We start from the raw sequence: 26,570 nt of genomic DNA, 5'->3' as shown, positions 1-26,570 counted from the left end.
ACCACGGAAGGCTCGTGGAGTTCGGCGGCCCCAGCCATAGGCTGGAGCACGCCCTCATGCTCGGGAAGGGGGGACGCGCATGAACGCGAGGCAGGCGATGGACTGGCTGGAGGGCCTCGACCCGGAGGCGGAGATCGCGGTGACGGCCAAGTTCCCGGGACTCGACGGATGGAGGGTGACCAGCTGGGCCGTGTCGACCGGCGAGGCCGAGGGCTGCCCCTCCCTGGAGGTCTCCGTGGAGGGGACCGACTTCGACTACCCGGCCCCGTCGAGGGCGCTGCTGGAGGTGCTTCCGGACCTCCTCGACAGGCTCCTCGAGGCGGAGGATTCGGGTTACCTGTAGGACGTGCGGACGGTCGGCGGGGCGGGCGCGGGAGCCCGCCCCGTGGGCCTTACCATTTCGGAAAATTTTCGCTTACCAAATCGGAAAGCTCCTTTTACCATTTCGGAAACTTTTACTTGACCAAATACAGCGGCCACGGTTGGCGCTACGACCATTGTCGCCCGACCCACGATAGAGCTGCAAGGGGAGGGGCTCCCAATGTTCAACTCATATCGTCTCACGCGGTTGTTGGGCCCGAAGTGCAAAAGATGCTGACAAAATGGCTTGCACGGCAATGTAAAAGCATCTATCAGGTATGATGTTGAATCTTATAGGGTAAAGACCAAAACTGATACGTTTGAGATAGCACGTAAGAGGTACCCGTATGCTTGATAGATTCACCGATCGCGCCCGCCGCGTCATGTCGCTGGCGAAGGAGGAGGCGCTTGGACTTAAGTCGCAAAAGGTTGGCACCGAGCATCTGCTCCTAGCGCTTGCCAAGGAGGATTCCGGCATAGCGTCCGAGGCCCTTCGCGACCTCGAGATAACCCATGAGGATATTCTGACGCAGCTTGAAGAGATGGCGACCACCGTCCCTGCCGCCGCGCCGGAAGAGCAGGCAAAAAGCGACGACGCTGATCTGGACGAAAAAGCCGCTGCGGATAACGCTGCCGGCAAGCTCGCCTTCACCCCCAGCGTGATCGCCGTCATGGAGAAGGGCTTTCGCCTGGCGCGCGAGAACAGCCAGACCTATGTCTCCACCGAGCATCTGCTGCTCGCCATCGTCGAGGTGGGACAGGGCAAGGCGATGGACATCCTGCAGCGCCTGGGCGTCTCCGCCGCTTCGGTGCGCGCCGCCATCGACAAGCTTACCAGCAAGGACAAGGGCAAGAAGCGCCCCATGGCCGGTTCCGCATCCGGTCGCCCCGGCGCGGGCTTGCCGTTCTTCTCCGGCGAGGCCGGCCAGGGCCAGGGCCAGCAGGAGAGCACGCTAAAGCAGTTCGGCACCAACCTCACCGACCAGGCGCGCGCCGGCAAGCTCGATCCCGTTATCGGACGTGAGAAAGAGATCTCGCGCATGATGGAGATCCTGTCCCGCCGCACCAAGAACAACCCGTTGATCTTGGGCGATCCGGGCGTCGGCAAGACCGCCATCGTCGAGGGGCTGGCGCAGGAGATCGCCGCCGGCAACGTGCCGGAGAACCTCATGAACCAGAACATCTGGACGCTGGACCTTCCCGGCCTGGTGGCCGGAGCCAAGTACCGCGGCGAGTTCGAGGAGCGACTCAAGAACGTTATCGCCGAGGCAACGGAGGCCGATGACATCATCCTGTTCATCGATGAGATGCACACGCTGATCGGCGCGGGCTCCGCAGAGGGTTCCATCGACGCGAGCTCCATGCTCAAGCCCGTGCTGGCTCGCGGCGCCTTCCAGATCATCGGCGCCACCACGGCCGAGGAGTTCCGCAAGCACCTGCAGAAGGATCCCGCGTTCGAGCGCCGCTTCCAGTCGATCGACGTCGAGGAGCCCAGCATTCCGGATACCATCAAGATCCTGAACGCGCTCGCTCCCCGCTACGCCGAGCACCACCACGTGACCTACACGCCCGCCGCCATCGAGGCCGCGGCCAACCTGTCTTCGCGCTACATTCAGGACCGCTTTTTGCCGGACAAGGCCATCGACCTTATGGACGAGGCCGGTGCCCGCGCCCGCATCGCCGCCAATAAGGCCCCTCAGTCCGTTCGCGACGCGGAAGCGCGTATCGCCGAGCTCAAGGCCGCGGTCGATGAGGCGGCGGCGGGCGACGACATGAACCGTGCCGCGGAGATCAAAGAGGACGAGAAGGCCGCCGAGCAGGAGCTCGCCAAGGCTCGCGAGGACTGGACGGCCGAGATGGACGCCCATCCGCTCGTCATCGACACCCAGCAGATCGCCGACATCGTCTCCATCGCCTCCGGCGTGCCCGTCTCCTCGCTGACCGAGGACGAGAGCCGCCGCCTGCTGCAGTGCGAGAGCGTTCTCAAGAGCCGCATCATCGGACAGGACGAGGCGGTTCAGGCCGTGGCCAAGGCTATCCGCCGCAGCCGCTCGCCGCTCAAGGACCCGCGTCGTCCCGGCGGCTCGTTCATCTTCCTCGGTCCCACCGGCACGGGTAAGACCGAGCTCGCCAAGACCCTGGCGGAGTACCTGTTCGGCAGCAAGGACGCGCTCATCAGCTTCGACATGTCGGAGTTCTCCAGCGAGTACGAGGTCTCCAAGCTCATCGGTAGCCCTCCGGGATACGTGGGCCACGAGGAGGGCGGCCAGCTCACCAAGGCGGTCCGCCGCCACCCGTACTCCGTGGTGCTGTTCGACGAGATCGAGAAGGCCCACCCGGATATCTTCAACATCCTTCTGCAGGTTCTGGACGAGGGACGCTTGACGGATGGCCAGGGCAAGACGGTAGACTTCCGCAACACCGTGATCATCATGACGTCCAACGTGGGCGCCCGCGAGATCGCCCAGGATGCAACCGTGGGCTTTGGCACCACCGGCGAGCAGGGCCTTACCGCAGACGAGATCCGCGGTCGCGCGATGGGCGAGCTCAAGCGCCTGTTCCGCCCCGAGTTCTTGAACCGCATCGATGACATCGTGGTGTTCAAGAAGCTCGCCGGCGAGTCGCTGGCATCTATCGCCAAGCTGTTGGTGGACGACCTGCGCCAGCGCCTGATCGCCAACGGCATGAACATCGTCCTCACCGACGCCGCGGTCGAGAAGATCGTCTCCGAGGGCACGGACCTCACCAACGGCGCGCGCCCCCTGCGCCGCGCCATCCAGCGCCTCATCGAGGACCCGCTCTCCGAGGAGCTGCTGGCGGGCGAGTGGCACGAGGGCGATACCGTGGAGTGCGACGTGGTCGACGGTTCCTTCGTGTTCACCCACGGCGCCGGCGAGATCCCCGCTCCCCGCGAGGCCGGCGCCCTTGGGGCGTCCTTCGATTCCGCTCCGCGCAACGGCTATGCGGCCCCCTCGCTTTCAGCGGCGGGCGGCGGTGCTCAGATGGGTGCCGGCGCGCGCTAGCGCTGTTCTGGGTTTTACCTTATACGCGTCATCAACGGCGCCCCGCGACCAAAACGGTTGCGGGGCGCCGTTCGCTGTATGCGCGGTGATGCGGTCGGTGGTCGCGGAGCCCTTGCGTCCAGCCGCCCTATTGCGGGTCTTTTTCTATAAACAAATGCCCGCTCATCGCTTTTAGCGCTGCGTATATGCGAGAATGGCAACTATGAACGTACGGGACGGGGGTAGTGTTTTGGATAAAACGGATACTCAGAAGCGCATGCAAGAGGCCATTCGGCTCACGGCGCCCGGGCAGCCCATTCGCACGGCGCTCGACATGATCATCGCCGGCCACATCGGCGCGCTCATCTGCGTGGGCGATACCGAGCACGTGCTGGCATCGGGCAACGACGGTTTCCCTTTGAGCATCTCGTTCACTTCCAACCGACTGTTCGAGCTGTGCAAGATGGACGGCGCCATCGTCATCGACGAGGACCTCACCCAGATCCTGCGCGCCAACTTCCACCTCAACCCGGACCCCTCGCTGGCGACCAGCGAGACGGGAATGCGCCACCGCACCGCCGCGCGCATGAGCGTGCTCACCGATGCCATCGTCATCTCCGTCTCCGAGCGCCGCGGCGTGGTCAACGTCTACGTCAACGGCCGCTCCTACCAGATCAAGCCGGTGGGCGAGATCATGAGCTCCGTCAACCAGCTGGTGGCGACGCTGCAGACCACGCGCACCTCGCTTGACCGCTCCCTGCTGCGCCTGACCGCGCTGGAGTTGGACGATTACGTGACCCTGGCAGACATCACCAGCATCTTCTCCAGCTTCGAGATCATGCAGCAGGCAAAGATCGAGCTCGAGGTCTGCATCGAGGAGCTGGGCACCCAGGGCAAGCTGGTCCGCATGCAGTTGGAGCAGCTCGCTGGCAGCAATATGGACGATGAATACAACCTCATGATTCGCGATTACGCGGCCGACTCCTCCCATGAGAACGCGGCGCGCATCCGCGAGCGCTTCGGCAACATGCCGGCTCAGGACCTTACCAACCCCAAGCGCGTGGCGGAAGCCCTGGGCTATGACAACCTGGACGAGGACTCCGTCCTCACCCCGCTGGGTCTTCGCACCCTTTCCCGCGTATCCGTTGTGCGCGACGGCGTGGCGGAGAAGATCGTGGACGAGTACGGCTCGCTGCAGGATCTTATGGACGATATCCGCCGCGACCCCGAGCGCCTGGGCGACTTCGGCGTCAACAACCCGGCGATCCTTGCGGACTCCCTGTACCGTATGCAGGGCAAGCGCGGTGGGGGTGCAGCCTAATCCATGCGTGCTCCCGTTGTGTGCGCAGTCGTGGTTGCCGGCGGCTGCGGTTCTCGTTTTGGCAATCCCGGCGGCAAGCAGCTGGTCAACGTGGCCGGCCGCCCCATGCTCACCTGGTCCATCATGGCGTTCGACCGCTCTATGTATGTGGGCCACATCGTGGTGGTCTGCCCGCCGGAGCGCCGCGATGAGATGCGCCGCCTGGCCATCGACCCCTTCGAGTTCCAAACCCCTATCACCTTTACGGATGCGGGTGAGACGCGGCAGGATTCCACCCGCGCGGGCATCGAAGCGGTGCCGACGGGGTTCGATTACGTCTCCATCCATGATGGCGCCCGCCCGCTCATCACCACCGAGGCGATCAACATCGCCATCGCGTCCCTTCTGGGCGACGCGAGCGCGGACGGCGTGGTCTGCGGGCAGCCGGCGATCGACACCTTGAAGATCGTCGACGGCAACCGCATTGTGGAGACTCCTCCGCGAAGCATGTATTGGGCCGCGCAAACGCCGCAGATCTTCAAGCTCGACGTGGTACGCCGTGCGCACGAGGAGGCTATTCGGCAGGGCTTTGTGGGCACGGACGATTCATCGCTGGTGGAGCGCATGGGCGGCTGCGTCATGTGCGTCGAGAGCCCGCGCGACAATCTCAAGGTCACGCTGCCCGAGGACCTGCGCCCCGTGACCGCGATTCTGCTGGGTCGTATGAGCGACGCCGAGTCCGCTCAGGACACCGGTATCATCGCGCGCAGCCCGCTGAGGTAGCCTGGGGTAAGATTAACCATCCACGGCATGCGTCCGCTCGCCGTGCCGTAAGCGCGAGCCGCCGGTATCAACCTAATGGTCAAAGGGGAACATATGGCATCTAACCTGCGTATAGGACACGGCTACGATGTCCACCGCCTGGTCGAGGGGCGCCGCTGCATCATCGGCGGCGTGGATATTCCACATGAGAAGGGCCTGCTGGGTCATTCTGACGCGGACGTTTTGACGCATGCGCTTGCCGACGCCATCTTGGGCGCGGTGCGCGGGGGCGACATAGGCAAGCTGTTCCCGGATACCGACCCCGCCTACAAAGACGCGGACTCGCTCAAGCTGCTGGCAGCCGTTATGGATTTTGCTCGCGAACGTGGTTTCGAGCTGGTGGACGCAGATTGCACCATCGCCTGCGAGCAGCCAAAAATTGGCCCGCATCGCGAAGCCATGCGCGCGAACCTCGCGGCCGCGCTCGGCGTGGATGCATCGTGTGTTGGCGTGAAGGCCACCACTACCGAGCGCCTGGGCTGGGAGGGCGAGGGCCGGGGCATGGGTGCCTGGGCCGTGTGTCTTATGGAGCGATGTCGCGACTAGCCGTCTCATCCTATAACTCCCTTAGCCATTTCAGCCAAAACTCGTCCAAAAACGCGGGCAGAAGATAACGAAAGAGGTTTATTCATGCGCATTTACAACTCGCAGACCCATAGCAAGCAGGAATTCACCCCCATCGAGGAGGGCAAGGTCCGCATGTACGTGTGCGGCCCCACGGTGTATGACAACATCCACATTGGCAATGCGCGCACGTTCATCAGCTTCGACGTGATCCGCCGCTGGCTTATCTCGAGCGGCTTCGAGGTAACCTTTGCGCAGAACCTTACCGATGTAGACGACAAGATCATCAACCGCGCCAACGACCAGGGCCGTAGCGCCCAGGAGGTGGCAGAGGAGTTCTCTAATAAGTTCATCGACGTCATGCGCCGCGCCAACGTGCTCGATCCGGATGTTCGTCCCCGCGCCACCAAGGAGATCGGCCCCATGGTCGCCATGATCAAGACTCTGATCGAGCAGGGGCACGCCTACGCCGCGGATAACGGCGACGTCTACTTTGCCGTTCGCAGCGACCCGTCCTATGGCGAGGTCTCCGGTCGCAAGATCGATGACCTTATGGTGGGTGCGCGCATCGAGGAGAACGAGGACAAGCGAGATCCTTTGGACTTTGCCCTGTGGAAGGCCGCCAAGCCCGGCGAGCCCAGCTGGCCGTCGCCCTGGGGCCAGGGCCGTCCCGGTTGGCACACGGAGTGCGCGGCCATGGTCCATCGCTACCTGGGCACCCCCATCGACATCCACGGCGGCGGCTCGGACCTCGCCTTCCCGCATCATGAGAACGAGTGCGCCCAGGCCACCTGCGCTTGGCACCAGGGCTTTGCCAACACCTGGATGCACACCGGCATGCTGTTGGTAAACGGCGAGAAGATGTCCAAGAGCCTGGGCAACTTCTTTACGCTGGACGAGGTTTTGCAGAAGCATTCCGCCGCGGCCCTGCGTCTTCTCATGCTGCAGACCCACTATCGCAGCCCGCTGGACTTCTCCTGGGAGCGCCTGGAGGGTGCGGAGAACTCGCTGGCTCGCATCGCCGGCACCTGCCGCAACCTCAAGTGGGCCGCCGACCATGCGGAAGGCGAGCCGGACGCTGCGCTGGCAGACGAGCTTACCGCTGCTATGGAAAAGGCGGGCCGCGAGTTCGAAGCGTGCATGGACGATGACTTCAACACCGCAGGCGCTGTCGCTGCCTACTTTGAGCTGGTCACCCAGGCCAACAAGTACCTTGAGCAGGCTGCGGGTGCCGTGGACGAGACCGTAGCGCGCGTGTGCGCCGGGGCCATCTCCGGCACGCTGGCCATGCTGGGCGTAAAGCTGCCCGTGATCGAGGAGCCGCTGCCCGTGGGCCTTCTGGGCGTTGCCGCAGGCCTGGTGGGCTACACCGGCGATGATGTGGATGAGGCTGCCGAGAAGATCTTGGAGGCCCGTGCCGCCGCCCGCGCCGCCAAGGACTGGGCTACCGCAGACGCCGTGCGCGACCAGCTGCGCGACATGGGGCTTATGATCGAGGACACCGCTGCCGGCAGCCGTATCAAGCACATCGCTTCCTAGGGCACCCCACCTTGCCCTTCAATCGTCGATCGGCGCCCTTAGGCGTCCTCCCTCCTCTTTCAGGGCAATCTGGGGCACCTTGGAAACCGATGATCGACGTCTAGGGCGACCTGCTTGGCATCTTTACCGCTGGCTTCTTGCTTGACGAGCGTTTTGCACCGTACGTGGAATCTCCCGCGTGCGGTGCATTTTTTGTTGCGAATGATGGTGGCGGCGCATTTGGATGTGACAATGGTGCGGAAAAAACCGTACCGAGGAGGGGCCGCGATGGCTGAGAAGAAGCGCGTGCAAAAGCGCGACGGTGCGCAGGGAAAGGCCAGGCGCACGGCAGAGAACCGTTCTAAGACAGGGGCGAGCAGGGGCCAAAAGTCCCAGGCCCAGCAGCAGCGCTCCCAGCGTTCCGCTGCGCGCCCGTCTTTGGCCCGCGCTTCGCAGGAGCCGCAGCGCCGCGATACCCAAGCGCCGACGGGTAACTTCATCGAGGGCCGCCGCGCCGCGTTCGAGGCGTTGCGCACGGGCTTTCCCATCAAGCGCGCGCTGATAGCCCAGGGCGTCGAGGGCGAGCCGGCTATCCGCGATCTGGTCGCGGGCCTTGTCGATGCCGGGGTTGCGGTCAAGCAAGTGCCCCGCGCGCAGCTCGATGCCCTTTCAAGCCACGGTGCTCACCAGGGCATCGCGCTGGAGGTGGGCCGCTTTCCGTACGCGGACCTTGCCGACATCATCGAGCATGCGGGCGAGGGCCCCGCGTTGGTGCTGGTCTTGGACCACGTGACGGATGCGGGCAACTTCGGCGCCATCGTTCGCTCCGCAGAGGTTGTGGGTGCTGCGGGCGTGGTGATCGCCAACAAGCGCGCCGCCGAGGTGACGGTTGCCACCTATAAGACCTCTGCCGGTGCGGTCATGCACCTTCCCATCGCCCAGGTCCCCAACATCGCCCGCGCATTGGACGATCTTAAAGCCGCCGGCTTTTGGGTGGGCGGCGCCTCCGAGCATGCGGACGATATCTGCTGGGGTGCCCCCTTTGAGGGCCGCGTCGCGCTGGTGATGGGGTCCGAGGGTGACGGCATAAGCCGCCTGGTGCTGGACAAGTGCGATTTCCTTACCAAGCTGCCGCAGCTGGGCGCAACCGAGAGCCTCAACGTCGCCCAGGCCGCGACCTCTTTGTGCTTTGAGTGGCTCCGTCGCAATTACGCCGCCGTTGCCGACCGCGCCGCCGGTGCCACGACGGGGGAGTAGCGCATGACCAAGAAGAACCGAGCCAAGTCCAAGGCAAAGCGCTTTGGCGAATCGTCCGTGCGCGAAACGGTGCAGAGCTCTACTTATGGCGTAGGTGGCGTTTACGGTGCGCCTGGATCCTATTCTCCCGGCAACGCCTTTGGCGGCCCCGGCGTACCCCCGCGCGGCGTCAACGCTATGGGCAAGAAGGAGCTGTTGGTTGTTGACGGGTACAACATCATCCATGCCACTCCCAAGTACGAGCGCCTCATCTACGATCGCTCGGATGAGCCCTATACCAGCGACGTGTTCGATTCCGCCCGTATGGCCCTAATCGCTGATGTCGCCGCCTTCGCCCAGGGTAGCTATGAGGCGGTCATCGTGTTCGACGGCGCCGGCAACGTATCGCCCGATCGCCCCAACATTTCGCAGGCGGGCATTCGGATAGAGTTTTCACCCACGGGGGTTTCTGCCGATACCGTGGTGCAGCAGCTGTGTAATGAGGCTCGCGAGGAGGGGAGGGCGTGCTCTGTAGTTACCAGTGACGGAACCATCCAGGCAACCGTTATGGGTAAGGGCGTTACCAGGATCTCGGCGCGCATGCTGGTGGAGGAGATCGACACCATCGAACGTGAGTTTCAGGCGATGCGCGATGAAGAGCCCGCTATGAAGCTGACGCTTGGCAGCAGGTTGTCGCCCGAGACGCGCGCCAAGCTTGATAAGCTGCGGGGTCGCGTAAGGTAGCTAACGCGTAGCTGGTCCTCGTCCAAAGGTATGAAGCGCGGACGAGTATGGCGGGGGTGCGCTGAGTTGGGGCTACCGCGTTGATGCATGCGCGATTTGCGAAGCTTTGACGCTTCGCTCTTGCTCGATAGCTCGGCATTGAGTATCCTAAATGAGCTTTGCGCGATAAGCCCAGAGCGCCAGCGTGGCTCAACGGTAGAGCAACTGATTTGTAATCAGTGGGTTGCGGGTTCGATTCCTGTCGCTGGCTCCATAGAAATTAGCAGGTCAGAGTGTATTTGCGCTCTGGCCTGTTTGTTTTTAGGCGGAGAACGCCAAAAGCTGCGATATGGCCATGCTCAACATAAATGAGAGATGTAACCTGTTTGCCCGCCGGCAAGAGGGCGGAATATCTTCTCTAGTGGGGATTTCGCCCATGATGCATCTATATAGGAAAGAAGCGGACGAGGCCTTCTTATATAGGGAAGGAAAGATGCGGAGCCCACTTTGCAAAGATCAATAGAGGTAAATCCTGGTTGATTCGGGAAGAATTCGAAGCGATTTGAGACTTTTTCAAATTGATAGCATCGGAAAAACTAAATGAAAGACTTTATCTAAGCGAATCATATCATGCAAAATAAGAAAGATATAGATACGCCCGGGCGCGTGTATTATAGATTTCTGGTTGACACTAAACCGTGATGCGGCGTAATATTCTCCCTGCTTGAAGACGACAAGCCGAACAGCAAGTCAGAAATCAAGCGTACGAACGCAAGGGAGTTTGCCCGAGTGGTTAATGGGGACGGGCTGTAAACCCGTTGGCTATGCCTACATAGGTTCGAATCCTATAGCTCCCACCCGTTCGTCTGCCTGTATAGCTCAGTCGGTAGAGCACTTCGTTGGTAACGAAGAGGTCACCAGTTCAAGTCTGGTTGCAGGCTCCAGTCGGCGGTGTAGCTCAGCTGGTTAGAGCACACGGTTCATACCCGTGGCGTCACTGGTTCGAATCCAGTCACCGCTACCAGGTAACTAGAGTGGCTCATTCGGGAAACCGGGCGGGCCACTTAGGGTTAAGAGGGCATAGTCCCATCCGGGGACCACCTTTAAGGAGGAGGCTTTATGGCCAAGGAAAAGTTTGAGCGTACTAAGCCGCATGTTAACATCGGCACCATCGGCCACGTCGACCACGGCAAGACCACGCTGACGGCAGCCATCACCAAGGTTCTCTCCGAGACCGAGGGCTGCAAGGCTGACTTCACCGCGTTCGAGAACATCGACAAGGCTCCCGAGGAGCGCGAGCGTGGCATCACGATCTCCGTCTCCCACGTTGAGTACGAGACCGCTTCTCGTCACTACGCTCATGTTGACTGCCCCGGCCACGCCGACTACGTCAAGAACATGATCTCCGGTGCTGCCCAGATGGACGGCGCTATCCTGGTTATCGCTGCTACCGACGGCCCCATGGCTCAGACCCGCGAGCACATCCTGCTCGCCCGTCAGGTCGGCGTTCCCTACATCGTCGTCTTCCTGAACAAGTGCGACATGGTTGACGATGACGAGCTCATCGACCTCGTTGAGATGGAGACCCGTGAGCTCCTCTCCGAGTACGATTTCCCGGGCGACGACATCCCCGTCATCCGTGGTTCCGCTCTCGGCGCTCTCAACGGCGAGGAGAAGTGGATGGACGCCATCCGCGAGCTCATGAACTCCGTTGACGAGTACATCCCCGCTCCCGCTCGTGACAACGAGAAGCCGTTCCTGATGGCTGTCGAGGACGTCATGACCATCTCCGGCCGTGGTACCGTTGCTACCGGTCGTGTCGAGCGCGGCGAGCTCAAGCTCAACGACCCCGTCGAGATCGTCGGCATCAAGGATACCCAGTCCACCGTTGCTACCGGCATCGAGATGTTCCGCAAGATGATGGACAAGTGCGAGGCTGGCGACAACGTCGGTATCCTGCTCCGTGGTATCAAGCGCGAGGAGATTCAGCGCGGCCAGGTTCTCTGCAAACCCGGTTCCGTTACCCCTCACACCAAGTTCACCGGTGAGATCTACGTTCTGACCAAGGAGGAGGGCGGCCGTCATACCCCGTTCTTCGATGGTTATCGTCCGCAGTTCTACTTCCGTACCACTGACGTGACCGGCTCCGTTAAGCTGCCCGAGGGCACCGAGATGGCTATGCCTGGCGACCACATCACCATCGAGGGCGACCTCATTCACCCGATCGCGATGGAGGAGGGCCTGCGCTTCGCTATCCGCGAGGGTGGCCACACCGTCGGCTCTGGTATCGTCAGCACAATTATTGAGTAGATTTAACTTATCTATTCAGTCTGACTGATCTTTCAACCCGGTACCTTTCGGGGTACCGGGTTCTTTTTATTGTCTGTTCAATGAACTGCAAATGAATGTGTACGAATTTTGCAGGACGGCCAATAAATACCGCCGAGCATTGACAGAGCAAAATGTCAGATGCTAATATAGGCAACCGTGCCCGCGTGGGGCGGTATTTGGAGGTTTCAGACACATGCGTACTTTCGTTACACTTGCCTGCACCGAGTGCAAGCGTCGCAATTATACGACCACCAAGAACAAGGCGAACATGCCTGATCGTATGGAGATCAAGAAGTATTGCCCTTGGTGCCGTCGTCATACGGTTCATAAAGAGACCCGTTAATCTCTTTAATATACGCCAGTAGTTCAATTGGTAGAGCATCGGTCTCCAAAACCGAGTGTTGAGGGTTCGAGTCCTTCCTGGCGTGCCAGTCTTTAGTCCGTAAGCCTCCTCTGGGGGCTTACGGTTTCTACTGTTATATAGGGTTTGTGCCGGAGGTTTTAGGTCCATGGCCAACAAGAAGAATAAGAAGAAGGTTCAGCAGAACTCTGAGTCCGCAAAGACCGCTGCTGCTTCTTCCTCCAAGGTTGAGGCCTCTAAGGCGGTCTCCAAGAAGGATGCCGCGCCGGCTAAGAAGGCTAAGGCTAAGAAGAAGAACGAGAAGCCCGGTTTCTTCGCTCGCATCAAGAACTACTTCCGCTCCGTCAAGTCTGAGATGAAGCGCGTTGTTTGGCCTTCTAAGAAAGAGCTTATCAACTACTCCGTCACGGTTTGCGTTTCGCTGATCGTTGTCGGCGTTCTTATCGCTTTGCTCGACATGCTTATTGGTGAGGGCCTGGTCCTCTTCTCCAGCCTGAGGGGGTAATCAGTGTCTAAGCGTTGGTATGTCGTTCACACGTATTCCGGTTATGAGAATCGCGTAAAGACCGATCTCGAGCATCGTATCGAGACCATGGGAATGCAGGATCGCATCTTTGATATCCAGATCCCCATGGAGCGCGTCACCGAAATCAAGGAAGGTGGCAAGCGCGAGACCAAGGATTCCAAGATCTTCCCGGGCTATGTTCTGGTTCGTATGGAGATGGACGATGATTCCTGGACGTGCGTTCGCAACACTCCCGGTGTTACCGGCTTCCTTGGTGGTAACGGTAAGCCCTCTCCGTTGTCTCGTGAAGAGTACAACAAGATGATGCGCAAGTCCGATAAGGGCAGTGGTGCCAAGAGGACTGCCGTCAATCTTGAGGTTGGTACTTCTGTCCGCGTTACCTCCGGTCCTCTTACCGACTTTGATGGTCAGGTAACCGAGGTTAATGCCGAACAGGGCAAGGTTAAGGTTGCGCTGCTCATCTTTGGTCGCGAGACTCCCGTTGAGCTCACCTTTGACCAGATTGAGGTCATCGCGTAGCTTTTCTTATTTGTGCGTTCGCGAATGCTTCGCTTCTTTGGACGACCGCTCATCATCCAGAGTGCTTCTAGCGGGTAGGCGCTGACGATAGTTAGGTTTCCATCCGTGTTAGGAAGGTTTTGACATGGCTGAGAAGAAAATCACCACCGTCATCAAGCTTCAGATCCCCGCTGGCCAGGCCAACCCGGCTCCTCCGGTCGGCCCCGCCCTGGGTGCTGCCCAGGTCAACATCATGCAGTTCTGCCAGGCGTTCAACGCTGCTACGCAGGACAAGATGGGCGACATCATCCCCGTTGAGATTTCCGTCTACGAGGATCGCACGTTCTCCTTCATCACCAAGACCCCGCCTGCGGCTCACCTGATCAAGAAGGAGCTCAAGCTCAAGGGCGGTTCCGCTGTTCCCCAGCGCGATAAGGTTGGCCAGCTCACTCAGGAGCAGCTCACCAAGATCGCCGAGATCAAGATGCCCGACCTCAATGCCAACGACATCGAGGCCGCTAAGAAGATCGTCGCCGGTACCGCTCGCTCCATGGGCGTCACCATCGCCGAGTAGCATCTAGCTTATTTAGGTCTTATTAACGCGTGCAGCAAGCACGCACGATGTGGAAGGGCAAAGTGCCCGTTAGAACCACAGGAGGTAATACAATGGCTCAGCATCATGGTAAGAACTACCGCGCCGCTGCCGAGAAGGTCAGCCGCGATCAGCTCTACACCCCGCTTCAGGCTGCGAACCTCGTGAAGGAGCTCGCTACCGCTAAGTTCGACGAGACCGTCGAGGTCCACTTCCGCCTTGGTATCGATACCCGTAAGGCCGACCAGAACATCCGCGGTTCTATCTCCCTGCCCCACGGCACCGGCAAGACCGTCCGCGTCGCCGTCTTCGCCGAGGGCGAGAAGGCTCGCGAGGCTGAAGAGGCCGGCGCCGACGTCATCGGTTCCGATGAGCTCGTCGCTGCCATCCAGGGCGGCGAGATCAACTTCGACGCTGCTATCGCTACCCCCAACATGATGGCCAAGGTTGGCCGCATCGGTAAGATCCTTGGTCCTCGTGGCCTCATGCCCAACCCCAAGCTGGGTACCGTCACCATGGACGTCGCCAAGATGGTCTCCGAGCTCAAGGCCGGCCGCGTTGAGTATCGCGCCGACCGCTACGGCATCTGCCACGTGCCCCTGGGCAAGGCTTCCTTCGAGACCGAGAAGCTCGTTGAGAACTACGCCGCTCTCTACACCGAGATCCTGCGCGTCAAGCCCTCTTCCGCTAAGGGTCGCTATGTGAAGTCCATCTCCATGTCTTCCACCATGGGCCCTGGCATCAAGGTTGACTCCTCCGTTCAGCGCAACTTCCTCGCTGAGTAGGTTTAGTCAATCGACTGTCATCGTATAGATGAGATAAAACCCGGTTCACGTTATGTGGGCCGGGTTTTTTACTTTTGATGAGTGCGGTTGATATATCGCTGGTTCGCGTGCGGCCTACATGAGCATGCGCGTAATGTCTCTCAAAAGGTTACTAACGCGTAGAGGGTGTAAGGGAACCAGTGCCACTAGGTACCAGGTGGCTATCCAATCAGCGCCATTACGAGGACTAAGGGATATATGGAAAGCATCGCAGAATGACTACCGTTTGGCGCTAATCTTCGTCCGCTTAACCCTTGTTGATAAAGTATATCGACACACATAGTACTGTGTGATAAATTTAACCTATCAGATAAGAGTGATTGACCGAATCATTCGTAATTTGTTCTGGAGGTGAATTGCATGGCAGCGCGCGATGCCGTTAGCGACCTGATTCGCGGAAACATCGATGCGATCATTCTCTGCACGCTATCTGGCGGCGATTCCTACGGATACGAGATTCTCAAGGATATCGCTCAGACCAGCAGGGGCGAATACGAGATGAAGGAGCCCTCTTTGTATACGAGTCTCAAGCGCTTGGAGACGCAAAACTACGTCGAGAGCTATTGGGGAAACGAGACGCAGGGTGCGAGGCGCAAATACTATCGCATTACCTCTGCAGGTAAAGACGAGCTGAATGAAGCGACGCAGCGGTGGAGCAACGTCAAAGTGATTATCGATCGCCTGCTTAAACAGGATGGAGGCGCACAATGAACGAGATTCGTATGTATGTCGAGCACCTGTTCGAGGGCCGCATGCTGACGGCGGAGAACATTGAGCTCAAGGAAGAGATTTACGGCAACTTGGTCGCTCGTTACGAGGATTATGTCGCCGGCGGCATGGATCCCGCTGAGGCACTGGAGAAGACAAAGGCGAGCATGTCTAGTATCGATGACGTGATCGAAGGCATTGATGACGCGCGTGAGACGGGCCGTGCAGATAATGGGGATGTGGCTAAGGCGGATACGGCGGAGACCACGGCGCTTCCAAACGCTGCCGTAGCAAAGGGCGCGTCGCCTGCGCAACCGGGTACGGCGGGCGAGACGGCTGCGATGCCCGTTGCCGGTGCTCCGGTGCCTCCGGCGGGATTTAAGGGCGACGTCGACGAGGACGTCGCGAGCGTTTTCTCGTCCGCAAACGCGGCGGCTCCCAAGGGCAAGCGTACTCGCAACATCGTCATTGCAGCGGCTGCGGGCTTTGCGTTGTTTGTTGTGGTTGGCGTGGGCCTTATCTATGCGTTGGGGGCAATCGACCGTGTAGAGGATCACATTGATAGCGCGGCTACCGAGGTTCAAAATGGCGGGCAGTCCGCATCTGATGGCGATGCGGCTGCGGGTCAGCAAAGCGGTCAAGCAAATGGCCAGTCCAACAGCGGCCAGGGAAACGGTGCGAGCGCCCGCAACAAAGAGGTTGTGGTGGACGCAGACGGTACCGTGTGGGTTGACGGCGAGTTGGGCGATGATATTGCGGTGGCCGTAGTTAGCGCGCAGCCGGGTGACATCAGCCTATATGCCGAGACCGACCCGTCTGATGCTGCGAACGTCGAGAGTCTGATTCGCCTGCTTCCCATGAGCGAGTGGGCGACCGATATCGATGTGACGCTTGGCGTTGACGTGCTGGGTCTAGCGTATCGCGAAGTACCGGATGGATATGACGACGACTCCATCGATCTTGCTCTTTCGTATAACACGATGGCGCTGTTCTGCTCGATGCCGTTGCTCAACGAGGTTCGAGTGACGGTGACGGAGGCGGACGATCCCATGGACGAGGACTATTACGTCTTCACGCGCGACAATGCGCAGAGCCGCTTTGGCGTGATGCTCTCTTCCGATATGATGAACGAGGCCGGTTGGCACCAGCTGAAGGAGGACAACCTTTACAGCCGCAAGTTCGCAGAAAACATGGTTGATGCGGCGGAGCGCGAATGGAAATAGCGCGTAAAGAGAATCGGCGCAATTGAATATGAACAAAGTGTGAAAGGAGGGACGCTACGGCGCCCTCTTTTCGTACGATTAGGAAACATGTGATGCCAAACTTGTATCAACCAAATAGCATATGAGTATATATAGATTACATACGTTCACCAAGTAATTGCTAGCTTCAATCTGTTGAGTGAAGAACGAATTTTATGGACAATTTATGCGCTAACATTTAAAAGCAATAAATAGCGCATAACCATTTTCGAGCTCGAGAGCAGATATGAAGCACAAATATTCAAGGGCGCTTATCGTCGCCGTTCTTACATGTTCTTTCAGCCTGGGATCGGTTCCAGCATCCGTTGGCGCGTGGCAGCTGTCGCGTGCCATCGAACGGATCCAAATGGGTTATAGCGGTAATTCTGTTTCTTATGCCTCGGAAAATGATGATGTAAACGTTTCGGTCTTTGATACCGATGCGGCTGCTGTCGACGACAACGATAGCGATGCGGCTTCCACTGTCGCATATGATCAGATAGGCAGCAAGGAAGACGAGAGCCTTCAGCACGATTTACGTGCGGGGGGGGGTCTTCCAATAGCAACTCTTTCGGCAATGATGTAGAGGCTAAAAAAGACAATAGCAGCCAGGATTCCGATAACGGTGCATCGAGCGCAGAGCAGGATGCCGCGCAGATCGAGGGCGCCGAGGTCCTGCAGCAGGGCGATGGCGACACCGCCGGCAACGTGCTGGTTGCGGACCGTGACGCGGTGGATGCGCTGGGCGGTCGCGATTTCGTTGGCCAGTCCACGGCAGCTATCAATGGTGTTACCTATATTCTCATTGGCAACGAGCAGCAGCTGCGCGCGATCGGGTCGGGCAAGCACGTTATCTCGGGCACCGTTTACCAGGTTGAGCAAGAATTCAAAGGCGCTCTTGGCATAGGAAAATGGGAGGACATTTCTGAGGTGCAGGTTGCCTATGCCGGCGATGCGGATGTTACTGACGGTACGTTGCGTGACAAGGAGTTTCATAATTCAATCATTGAGCACCCTCTCCTTGGCGGAAAGCGGACCCTGTATTTCACCGAGGGGGAAAACGGTGAGCGCGATGATGCTCTCGAGGGCAGGGTGAATACCGGTCTCACCTATTCTATCGACGCCAACTACCTCATCTTCCGCGATATCGATTTGAGCACGAACGCTGCAGACCCCGGTAACACGGGGTGGGATCCGCTCATGTTCTCGAGCACCATGCTCGGAGCGAAGAGCGATACCCCTGATACGCCGGGCAGCCTTTGGTCCTGCATCGGAGCAGACGGTAAAAGCATCACCGACGTTACCACCGTCGCCAACCCCGTCATCTCCAACGTGAAGGTGGTCCAGTCTGGTGCCAAGCTCGACGTGAGTAAAAACACGGGTATCGGCTTCTTTGGCACCATATCCAATAAGCTTGATGGCAAAAACCCCTTCGCAGCGCCGACGAAGGCAACCGCAAGCAACATCACGCTCGAAAAGGTCACGGTTGAAAACCATGCCACAGAGGTGCTCGTGGACCAGTCGCTAATAAGTGGACTGCTCAAAGGCTTGGGTACCGTTGTTGGTGGACTGGTCAGCACTCTGTTGGAAATCCTTACGCTTGGCAAGATAGACCTAAGCGGCTTGATCGAAAACCTCCTGAACGTGCGCGCCGCCGACCCATCGGCGCTGGCGACAGGCTCGTTTGCGGGCCGCATCGTGGGCGATGTCGAAGTGTCGGGCTGCGAGGTGCATGAGGCGAAGGTTTCCTCCGTCGCGCAGATGAATGGCGGGTTTGCCGGTTACGTGCAAGGCGACACGCAGTATGCATCCGAATCTCTCGGTAAAGTTGTCGAGCTGTTAGCCCATCTTCTCAATGTTATCCCTGGTCTTGGCCTGGGCGACCTCATTACGCTGCTGCTTGACAGTAATATTATCGACGCAGGGGCTCTGGTGCCTAACGGGTACCTTAATCCTGTGATTTCTCATTGTGCGGTCCATAACTTCGCAGCGGGCGAGACCATCGGCTCTGCAAACAACGATTACGCAGGTGGTTTTGCAGGCGTCATGGTGGGCGCCATCGCGCAGGACTGCTCGGTAGAGAGCGCCAATCCTTATAAGGTGACGGCTCGTTTGTATGCGGGCGGTTTTGCAGGTCTCATGCGCAACGATGTTATGAAGGGTGCTTTGTCCGAGGTCGGCGTTGAGCTGGTTCGTGTTGCCCAGCCGCAAAGCGCTGCTGCGGGATGCGTGGTTCGTTCGGGCGTGACAGTGACTGCTGCCAGCTATGCGGGCGGCTTCGCGGGCGCTATGGCGAACAGCTACGCGGTTGATGCAGCTGTAGAAGGCACGGTTAACGTTTCCGCCACCGGTCACGAAGAAGAGCATGATGGCCAGCTCTCGATTAAGGCGTTGGCGGGCGGTTTCACGGGCGCGGCTACGGTTGGCTGGGCGACCGACCTCGGACAGGGTGAAAATAAGAATTCCGATCTTTTGACCGGCGTCAACGGCCTGCTTACGGGTCTCCTGACGAGCAAACCCGAAGCGGCGCAGAATCTGCTTTCCCTTGTGGGCGTTGAGGAGTCCAAGCTGCTGGGAGTGCAGATGAAGGGTGACTTCACTGTGCATTCCGCCAACGACTTCGCAGGCGGCATCGTGGGTCGCGGCGATGGCGTGGTAATTGCGAAATCCGACCAGGACCATCTTGACGACATCAAACTGTGGAGCCAGGGTGCGGTCGTGCGCCCTGCAACGGACAGCCCCGTTACCCTCAACGGCCTGCGTTCGGTCGTGGCAGGCCAGACGCGTGCCGGCGGCGTTGCGGGCATGCTGGGCACAGCTTCCGTGGGAGGCATCATCAACGGTACCGTCGGCCTGGGCGGTTATCTGCCGTTCGAGTTGAGTGACGTAACGGTGTTGGGTGTCGCGGAGGGTGCAACGGTGACTGCGGCCGATTCGCATGCGGCCGGCGCCGTCGCCGAGGCCACGGGCGGTTCGTGCACCAATGTACATATTAAAGATATAGCGTCCGTAGAGGCGGGCACGCGCGCCGGCGGCTTTGCGGCTGTCATGGGTCCCGGCAACTTGGCGGGCAGCGGTGGTCTTGATTTGCTTGGCCTTGGTGCCGTGAGCATCACGGGCCTGCTCGCCGTGGGCCAAGGCGTGAGCGTGACGGCGGAAAACTGCACCGTGACGGGCCACGCGAACGGCTTCACGGTGGAAGCAACCAAAGATGTTGCGTCGGACGCAGGCGTTTCCGCGGCAACCGCGGGCGGTTTCGTGGCCGACAACCACAGCGCCCAGCTATCGAACTGCAACGTGGTGGGCCTTCACCGCGTGTCGGCCGATGCCGACAACGGCGCGGCCGGCGGCTTCGTGGGCAATTCCGAGACGGGCGGCCTTGCCGACGTGGCAGACGACGCATCCATCCTTGCGCTCAGCTCCATTTCCGGCCTGCTCAGCGCCGTCCCTTACCTTATTCCGAAATATAGCGACTGCAATGTGACCTACGCAGTCGACGGCGATGCCACCGTCGTGGCCGACGAAGCTGGTGGCTTTGCGGGCGTGTTCCGCAGCGGCGTGGTGGAAGGCATGCCTGAAAACGATGCGGATGCCGACCAATGGGCTGTCAACAACTTGAAGAGCGTCGAGGGCGGCAGCTATGCAGGCGGTTTCGCGGGCCTGCTCACCTCGGGTGCGCTTGCTGCAGCGGCCGACGGAGGCGGTGGCCTGAGCATCCTGGGCGGCATCAAGGGTCTTCAGGTTGATTTGTCCAATTTGCTCAGCCTGATTGACGCCTATGTTGCCACGGTGTCGGACGCAGGCGTGAATTCGCTCGACGGATTCACCGTGCGCGCGAACCGCGTCGACGCGTTCGATACGAACTCCGGCGCTGCGGGCGGCTTCGCGGGCTACGCCTCGGGCGCCCAGATTTCCAATTGCGACGTGAACAAGATCGCCCATACGGCGATCAAAGACCCCGCCGATCTTGAGGCTGACGCGATCGACGCCTATTACGACGCAACTACGCCATGGGCCATCGACGGCTTGCGTTATGCCGGCGGCTATGCGGGCCGCCTGGACATCGGCTCCACCGCATCGGTGGGCAAAGGCCTGGGTATTCTGGGCACGACCATCAATCTGACCGACGTGCTCTCCGCGCTCAACGTGATGGTTTCCACGGTCGAGCATTCCGACGTGTACGGCATGCCGGGCGGTTATGCGGTGCGTGCCACCACGGCTGACGGTTCCGAAGGCTATGCCGGCGGCTTCGCGGGCCGTATTACCGGTGCTCACATTCAGGATTCCAGCGCCCATTCGTTCTCGCACGTGGTTGGCCGCATCGCTGCGGGCGGATATACCGGCGGCATGGAGCCCGGCAGTGTGGCCGAAGTGCTCGGCGGCGGTGAAAGCAGCATTCTGAAAAAACTCGCCAACATTGACAGCCTGGCCGGTTTGGTGGAAAGCTTCGTTCCCACGGTGCGCAACAGCTCCACCGACTGCGTACCCTGCGGCGGCGTGGTGCGTGCGCAGGCGGAATCCGACGGCACCACCATGCGCGGCATGGCGGGCGGCTACGCCGGCTACAACGAAGGCGGCCAGATCTGGGGCAACGATTCGAGCGATTGGAAAGCGGCCGCATACACCGGTCCCACGCGTACGGCGTTCGCCGACCGCATGCGTTCGGTGTTCGGCACCGAGGTTGCGGGCGGCTACATCGGCTTCATGCGTCCTGCCGATACGGCCGACACGGGCAGTCTGAGCCTGCTGTTCGGCCTGATCAAGGTTGACACGCTGGCCTCGGCGCTGTCGGTGGTCTATCCCACGCAGCGTCAGACGCGCGTGACGGGCCCGCTTTCCGGCATCGATGTAGGCACCTGGAACACATGGGTCGATTACGTCGGCGTGAACGGCGGCTTCGGCGCCGACCTTGCCCAAACCGGCAAGGTGAACTCGCAGGAAGAGCTGGACGCCAAGCTTGCCAACTATATATATGGTTACAACGTGGCGGCGGGCCGCAGCGCTTACAGCAACGCGGTCAACGAATGCGACGGCGGCGTGGCCGGCGGCTACGTGGGCATCATGCGCAGCGGCGTGGTCAGCGACGGCGCGGCAAACGATGCCAAGACGGTGCGCGCCATGCGTGCCGCCGGCGGCTATGCGGGCTTCATGGAAAGCGGCGGCGCGGCCAACCTGGGCGGCGTGAGCATTCTGGGCCTCAAGCTCAACCTGGGCCAGCTTGTGTCGGCGGCTCAGGTGTTCGTGCCCAGCATTCAGGGCTCGTCTTCCACGACGGGCTATCGTGAGGGCATGACGGTGCAGGCCCGCGGCACGGGCAGCGTCGAAAACGACGAGAAGTACGGCTGCGGCCATGCCGGCGGCTACGTGGGCTATGCCGAAGGCGCGCAGATCTGGGGCGACACCGAAGGCGCAACGGGCTGCAACGTGGGCAACCTGCGCTTGGTGAAAGGCACCAACACGGTGGGCGGCTATGCGGGCACGGCGGCTCCTGGCTCGGCCATCGACGCGAATACCAACGCGAGCAACGGCCTTTTGCAGGGCATTCTCGATACCGTCATCGGCCAGCCGGGCGATGTCGCCAACGTGCTCGAGGCCACCATGACTACCATCCGAGGCGCGTCCGTGACGTCTGCCGACGAGGCATGGGGCTTCGTGGTTGATGGGTCGTATCAGCAGGACGGCGAAACCGGATTCGCCGCCGCAGCCGGCGGCTTCGTGGGCAGCTGCGAATCTGCTGTGCTCGGCAGCAAGGAAGGCGCTTCGAAACTTTCCGTCAACGGTCTGCGCGGTGTTTCTGGCGGCAAGAACGCAGGCGGCTTCGTGGGTCTGGCAGACGTGGGAAGCGTGGCCGACGTGGGCGGCACCGATGCCGGCACCAACAAGACATCCATCCTGAGCCTGATCGGCCTGGGCAACGTCAGCGTGCTGGACGCATTCCGCAGCTACATTTATCACGCAAGCGTGACGGGCGTGGCCGACGGCGCCCAGGTGCGCGCCAACACGGCCGACACAGTGGGCACCATGGATTCGCTACGCTACTTCGGCAATGCGGGCGGTTTCGCCGGCAGCTTGCTGAACGGCTCGGTCAAAGACTGCACCGTGAGCGCGCTTTCCACCGTGACGGCGCCCAGCTACGCGGGCGGCTTCGCGGGTTATATGGGTAAGAATTCCACAGTCGATATCGACGAGGCCGAAGCAGGAATCGGGCAGATTCTCAATCTGCTGAAGCTGCAGGCCGGTGCGTTGGACGTGTGGGGTTCGCACGCCGACCGTTGCCGCGTGGAAGGCGTTGCCTCCGGCTTCACGGTGACCAGCGGCACCGATGCCGGCCAAGACATCGTGGAGCAGGGCAACGATGCCGCGCAAAACATCGCGGGCGGCTTCGTGGGCCTGGGTGATCTGTCCAAAATCGACGCTTGCGAGGTGTCGAACCTGGGCATAGTGCGCAGCGATCAGGTTGCGGCGGGCTTCATCGGCCAAACTGACATGTCGTTCATCGTGAACACGCAGGTCGATTCCGTCGTGGTTGAGTTACTGCTGGTCATCGTCGACCAGCTGGTGAAGGCCTTGTATCTAGACGACCTTCAGAATCTGGGCGTCATCGACCTGAGTAGCTTCATCCTCCCCGGTTTGGGCGAGCTGCTGGGCTTGAAGATCCTTTCCGACGGCGATCTGCTTTACGTGAACCTGCTGGGCCTGCGCATCGGCGTGGCGCTTGCCAAGGCCGATTCGAACGACCCGGCGCAGTCTGATACCGCCATCATCACCATCGGTGACTCCACCATCAAGCTGCCGTGCAACGAAGACGGCTTGATCAACCCTGAAGATAACAAGGCGAACCTGGGAATCACGCTCATCAAGGGTAACCGCACCACGGTGACTAATTGCAAGGTCACGGGCGCGCATGCGGGCTACGACGTGTTTGGCGGCGGCGCCACGCAAGATGCCGACGGCGCGGCGGTGGAAGGCGGCCTGCCTGCAGACAAGAATCAGCGCCCCGACAACGCGGGCTATGCCGGCGGCTTCGTGGGCCACAACAAGGAAGGTCTGTTCGAGGGCAACCAGATGGTCTATTGCGACGTGGTGCGCGGCACCTCCGAGCTGGTGGGCCCGTTCTCGGGCATGACGAATCTGCAGTCGTACTATTTCAAAGACGCAAGCGCCATCGAGGGCGCAGACAACGAAGGCCGCTACAACCTGTATTCGATCTATCGCGACATGAACGCCGCGCTGACCGACGCCGTGGCGAAGGCTGATGGCGTTTTCTCGCATGCTCAGCAAGACACGGCAAGCGGCACTGACTACAACCGCTACGAGGTGCAGCACTACGACAAGATTTCGAGCTTCGATGAGCTTGAGGGTGCCGTCATGCAAGACGAAGACGGCACCGCGCCGGTTGCCATGGAGGCTTATGTGTCTCCCGCGAAGGCCGTGCTCATGGACGATGCGCTCAATACTCCCGGCACCGGCGGCATCACGCCCGAGCCGGGCGAGGGCCAAGACCCGTGCTCCGCGCTGGCGGACATCACGCTGCAGAAGGTGTGGATGGATAACGCAAATGCGGGTAACACGCGCCCTGACGAAGTGACCTTCAAGCTCAAGCGCACCTACACCAACGCCGACGGCGTGGTCGTGGACGATTCGACGTTCGGCACGAACGGCATACTTGAGGTGAAGCTGACCGCGGCCGATGCCTCCGAGTGGTCCGAAACCTGGCGCAAGGTGGTGGGCGGCCTGCCCGTGGCGTTCGAAGACAAGACGGTTTACCCCTCGGTTGTGCGCTACTACACATATTCGGTCGAAGAAGTGCAGGTTGGCTCCTATGAAGGGGAGACCAGCTATAGCTATAGCGTCGCGAAGGATGAGACCGGATATGTGATCACGGTGACCAACCGCTTGCCTTTGCCTGAAACGGGAGGCATGGGAACGTGGTTCTTCATGTTCGCAGGCGCGGCTCTGATGACCTTTGGCTTGTATGAGCGCCGTCGTCGGCGGCTGGGTTCTGTTGGTGCTGCTTTCAATATCTCTTTGCCATCATGGACGTGCCATTTGCGAGGTCGTGCGCCTCGTGGTGCTCATGCGGCGCCTCGTGGAAGGAAGCGTAGTCGTTGATGTGAGCGGCGAAAAACGCCCTCTTTCTCGAGTGGGCGCGTTTGAAGGAAGTATCTCTCGCGGCGCCGATAGCGTGCCGTAGCAGATAAGTAGTAGTAAATGTCATGCGTTTGAGGGAAGGAATGATTCGATGAAAACGATGACAAAACGCATCGCCAGCATGGCGCTGGCGGTCATGATGGCGCTGGTGATGGTCGCCGGCGCGCTGCCTGCAGAAGCGTTCGCGGCTGGAACGGGTAATCTGACGGTAAGCGGTCCCGCCAGCATGGTCGATAAAAACGTTTACGCGGTTCAGATGTTTAGCTCTGAGGGTGGAGACGACACGGCCACCACCTATAAGCTGAAGGCCGCCTGGGAAACTTTCTTTCAGGGTTTGAGCGAGTCCACTATGGATAGCATCTCTGGGGACGCGCTCTCCGCGGCGGCGTATGACTACGTGCTTAATCTCCAAGATGACGACTTGGTCAATTTCGCTAAGGAGGCCGTTGATTACGTACGCGGAAATGGCAAGGATGCCGTAGCCTCGCTTGTAAAGACTTCATCGAAGGCCACAAAGACGGATACTGGCGCGTCTGCAACGTTCACGTGTCTCGATCATGGATACTACCTGGTGTACCCCGCGCAGGGTTCCACCTCCTTCGAGCGCCACACCGACGCCACGCTGGTCAACATTCCCGCAAATAAGGAGTGGAGAATTAAGTCCGAGTATCCCACGGTCGACAAGAGCATCGTGGAGAACCCGACGGGCGGCCTCGATGCCATTGTCAACCCCGACTGGGAGGGCAACCATGGTATGGAGATCGATTCCCTGGCGCCTCTCGCAGAGGGCAAGGCTGGCGCGAACGGCCAGTCTGCGAGCGTGGGCGACCTCCTCACCTTCAAGCTGGAATCCGCCGTCCCCGACATGACCGGCTACGACGCATACACCTTCAAGCTGCACGACACCCTGCCCAAGGGCCTGACGCTGCTTAATTCCGCGACCGACCCCAAGGTTGTCGTGAAGGTTAACGGGACGAGCCTGCAAGGAGAGCAGTTCACCGTTAATGCTTCCGCCGAGAAGGATGGCACCACGAAGCTGACGGTCGATCTGAGCACTTACCTTTACCAGAATAAAGCTACCCTTGCCGGCAAGAAGATCGAGGTGTACTACCAGGCTAGGGTGAACGACCAGGCACTTATCGAAAAGCCCAACACCAACGAAGCCTACGTCGAATACACGACCGAGCCTGGCAAGACCGAGGAAGGCGTACACGACCAGACCAAAACCTATACGTTCGGGTTTGTCCTTGACAAGCGCGCCGGCATCGCCGACGGCAAGCCGCTTGCTGGTGCTGTGTTCAGCGTATACGCAGATACAAATAAAAACGGGTCTTATGACGCCGATGGCGACACCGTTGTCAAATTCACAGAGGGGACGGACAACAACGCTGGTAAGTGGATTGTGTCCGAGAATGGTTCGGACACCGTGACCACTCCTGAAAGCGGCAAGCTTAACCTCGCTGGACTTGCTACGGGTACTTACTTTGTCAAGGAGATAACGGCTCCGAATGGTTACAACCCGCTCAAGGACCCCATCAAGGTGGTCATTTCTGCGGATATTGCAGAAGACGGATCTCTGAATGGTCACGTTATCGACTACGGCGATACGGCTAATGGAAAGGATGACGACCAGGGTACTACCACGACCTGTGGTGGTAATGACGAACACGTCATCACCATCGTCAACAAGACGGGCTCCGTGCTCCCCGAGACCGGCGGCATGGGCACCATCGCCTTCACCGTCATCGGCGCTGCCGTGGTCGTCGGCGGCGTTGCGTGGGCCGTGCGCCGTAAGAACGCGCAGCGCTAGGAG

19 protein-coding genes and 5 tRNA genes are annotated in these 26,570 nt (G+C 60.1%); all 24 read left to right on the top strand.

The annotated features are described in order from the left end of the window. The first annotated feature begins 79 nt into the window (after positions 1-79). Positions 80-343, top strand: coding sequence for a hypothetical protein (locus HMPREF9452_RS09900; RefSeq protein ID WP_009141602.1), 264 nt, complete (start codon positions 80-82; stop codon positions 341-343). A 364-nt stretch (positions 344-707) separates the two neighbouring features. Beyond that, complete coding sequence (locus HMPREF9452_RS09895; RefSeq protein WP_009141999.1) at positions 708-3,383, top strand: ATP-dependent Clp protease ATP-binding subunit; 2,676 nt, start codon at positions 708-710, stop codon at positions 3,381-3,383. Positions 3,384-3,585: 202 nt separating this feature from the next. Then, a complete protein-coding gene (gene disA / locus HMPREF9452_RS09890) occupies positions 3,586-4,683 on the top strand; it encodes a DNA integrity scanning diadenylate cyclase DisA (protein ID WP_009141998.1) in 1,098 nt (365 codons plus the stop codon). A 3-nt stretch (positions 4,684-4,686) separates the two neighbouring features. Next, positions 4,687-5,445, top strand: a complete 759-nt coding sequence (ispD, locus tag HMPREF9452_RS09885; protein ID WP_009141997.1) for a 2-C-methyl-D-erythritol 4-phosphate cytidylyltransferase — start codon at positions 4,687-4,689, stop codon at positions 5,443-5,445. 93 nt (positions 5,446-5,538) lie between these two features. After that, on the top strand, positions 5,539-6,030 hold the full coding sequence (ispF, locus tag HMPREF9452_RS09880) for a 2-C-methyl-D-erythritol 2,4-cyclodiphosphate synthase (protein WP_009141996.1): 492 nt from the start codon (positions 5,539-5,541) through the stop codon (positions 6,028-6,030). 84 nt (positions 6,031-6,114) lie between these two features. Further along, entirely contained in the window at positions 6,115-7,587 is a 1,473-nt protein-coding gene (cysS, locus tag HMPREF9452_RS09875; protein WP_009141995.1) for a cysteine--tRNA ligase, read from the top strand. A gap of 267 nt (positions 7,588-7,854) precedes the next feature. Further along, positions 7,855-8,823: a 23S rRNA (guanosine(2251)-2'-O)-methyltransferase RlmB gene (gene rlmB, locus HMPREF9452_RS09870; RefSeq protein ID WP_009141994.1), complete on the top strand. Its 969-nt coding sequence runs from the start codon at positions 7,855-7,857 to the stop codon at positions 8,821-8,823. A 3-nt stretch (positions 8,824-8,826) separates the two neighbouring features. Continuing rightward, positions 8,827-9,546, top strand: coding sequence for an NYN domain-containing protein (locus HMPREF9452_RS09865; protein ID WP_009141993.1), 720 nt, complete (start codon positions 8,827-8,829; stop codon positions 9,544-9,546). Between the two features lie 178 nt (positions 9,547-9,724). Continuing rightward, positions 9,725-9,799, top strand: a tRNA-Thr gene (locus tag HMPREF9452_RS09860). Positions 9,800-10,300: 501 nt separating this feature from the next. Then, positions 10,301-10,382 (top strand) — tRNA-Tyr (locus HMPREF9452_RS09855). An 11-nt stretch (positions 10,383-10,393) separates the two neighbouring features. Beyond that, a tRNA-Thr gene (locus HMPREF9452_RS09850) sits at positions 10,394-10,469 on the top strand. A 3-nt stretch (positions 10,470-10,472) separates the two neighbouring features. After that, positions 10,473-10,549, top strand: a tRNA-Met gene (locus HMPREF9452_RS09845). A 95-nt stretch (positions 10,550-10,644) separates the two neighbouring features. Further along, on the top strand, positions 10,645-11,835 hold the full coding sequence (gene tuf, locus HMPREF9452_RS09840; protein WP_009141992.1) for an elongation factor Tu: 1,191 nt from the start codon (positions 10,645-10,647) through the stop codon (positions 11,833-11,835). Positions 11,836-12,049: 214 nt separating this feature from the next. Next, entirely contained in the window at positions 12,050-12,199 is a 150-nt protein-coding gene (gene rpmG, locus HMPREF9452_RS11665) for a 50S ribosomal protein L33 (protein ID WP_009141991.1), read from the top strand. Positions 12,200-12,211: 12 nt separating this feature from the next. Beyond that, a tRNA-Trp gene (locus HMPREF9452_RS09835) sits at positions 12,212-12,287 on the top strand. A gap of 78 nt (positions 12,288-12,365) precedes the next feature. Then, entirely contained in the window at positions 12,366-12,722 is a 357-nt protein-coding gene (gene secE / locus HMPREF9452_RS09830; protein ID WP_009141990.1) for a preprotein translocase subunit SecE, read from the top strand. Positions 12,723-12,725: 3 nt separating this feature from the next. Next, positions 12,726-13,262 carry a transcription termination/antitermination protein NusG gene (nusG, locus tag HMPREF9452_RS09825; RefSeq protein WP_009141989.1) on the top strand — a complete coding sequence of 179 codons (537 nt, stop codon included), beginning with the start codon at positions 12,726-12,728 and terminating at the stop codon, positions 13,260-13,262. Positions 13,263-13,386: 124 nt separating this feature from the next. Further along, entirely contained in the window at positions 13,387-13,815 is a 429-nt protein-coding gene (gene rplK, locus HMPREF9452_RS09820) for a 50S ribosomal protein L11 (protein ID WP_009141988.1), read from the top strand. Between the two features lie 92 nt (positions 13,816-13,907). Next, entirely contained in the window at positions 13,908-14,618 is a 711-nt protein-coding gene (gene rplA / locus HMPREF9452_RS09815) for a 50S ribosomal protein L1 (RefSeq protein WP_009141987.1), read from the top strand. 399 nt (positions 14,619-15,017) lie between these two features. After that, positions 15,018-15,368, top strand: coding sequence for a PadR family transcriptional regulator (locus HMPREF9452_RS09810; RefSeq protein ID WP_009141986.1), 351 nt, complete (start codon positions 15,018-15,020; stop codon positions 15,366-15,368). After that, positions 15,365-16,588, top strand: a complete 1,224-nt coding sequence (locus HMPREF9452_RS09805) for a permease prefix domain 1-containing protein (RefSeq protein WP_009141985.1) — start codon at positions 15,365-15,367, stop codon at positions 16,586-16,588. Before HMPREF9452_RS09810 ends, HMPREF9452_RS09805 begins: the two co-directional genes overlap by 4 nt. A 265-nt stretch (positions 16,589-16,853) precedes the next feature. Next, the gene (locus HMPREF9452_RS09800; RefSeq protein WP_009141984.1) at positions 16,854-17,192 is read left to right on the top strand and encodes a hypothetical protein; all 339 of its coding nucleotides are present in this window, start codon (positions 16,854-16,856) and stop codon (positions 17,190-17,192) included. Positions 17,193-17,314: 122 nt separating this feature from the next. Beyond that, complete coding sequence (locus HMPREF9452_RS09795; protein WP_050797665.1) at positions 17,315-24,718, top strand: Cna B-type domain-containing protein; 7,404 nt, start codon at positions 17,315-17,317, stop codon at positions 24,716-24,718. A gap of 130 nt (positions 24,719-24,848) precedes the next feature. After that, positions 24,849-26,567 carry a SpaH/EbpB family LPXTG-anchored major pilin gene (locus HMPREF9452_RS09790; protein ID WP_009141982.1) on the top strand — a complete coding sequence of 573 codons (1,719 nt, stop codon included), beginning with the start codon at positions 24,849-24,851 and terminating at the stop codon, positions 26,565-26,567. Positions 26,568-26,570: the final 3 nt, after the last annotated feature.

It is taken from the genome of Collinsella tanakaei YIT 12063 (assembly GCF_000225705.1).
Classification (GTDB): domain Bacteria; phylum Actinomycetota; class Coriobacteriia; order Coriobacteriales; family Coriobacteriaceae; genus Collinsella; species Collinsella tanakaei.
This window is presented reverse-complemented; position numbering and strand designations above follow the sequence as displayed.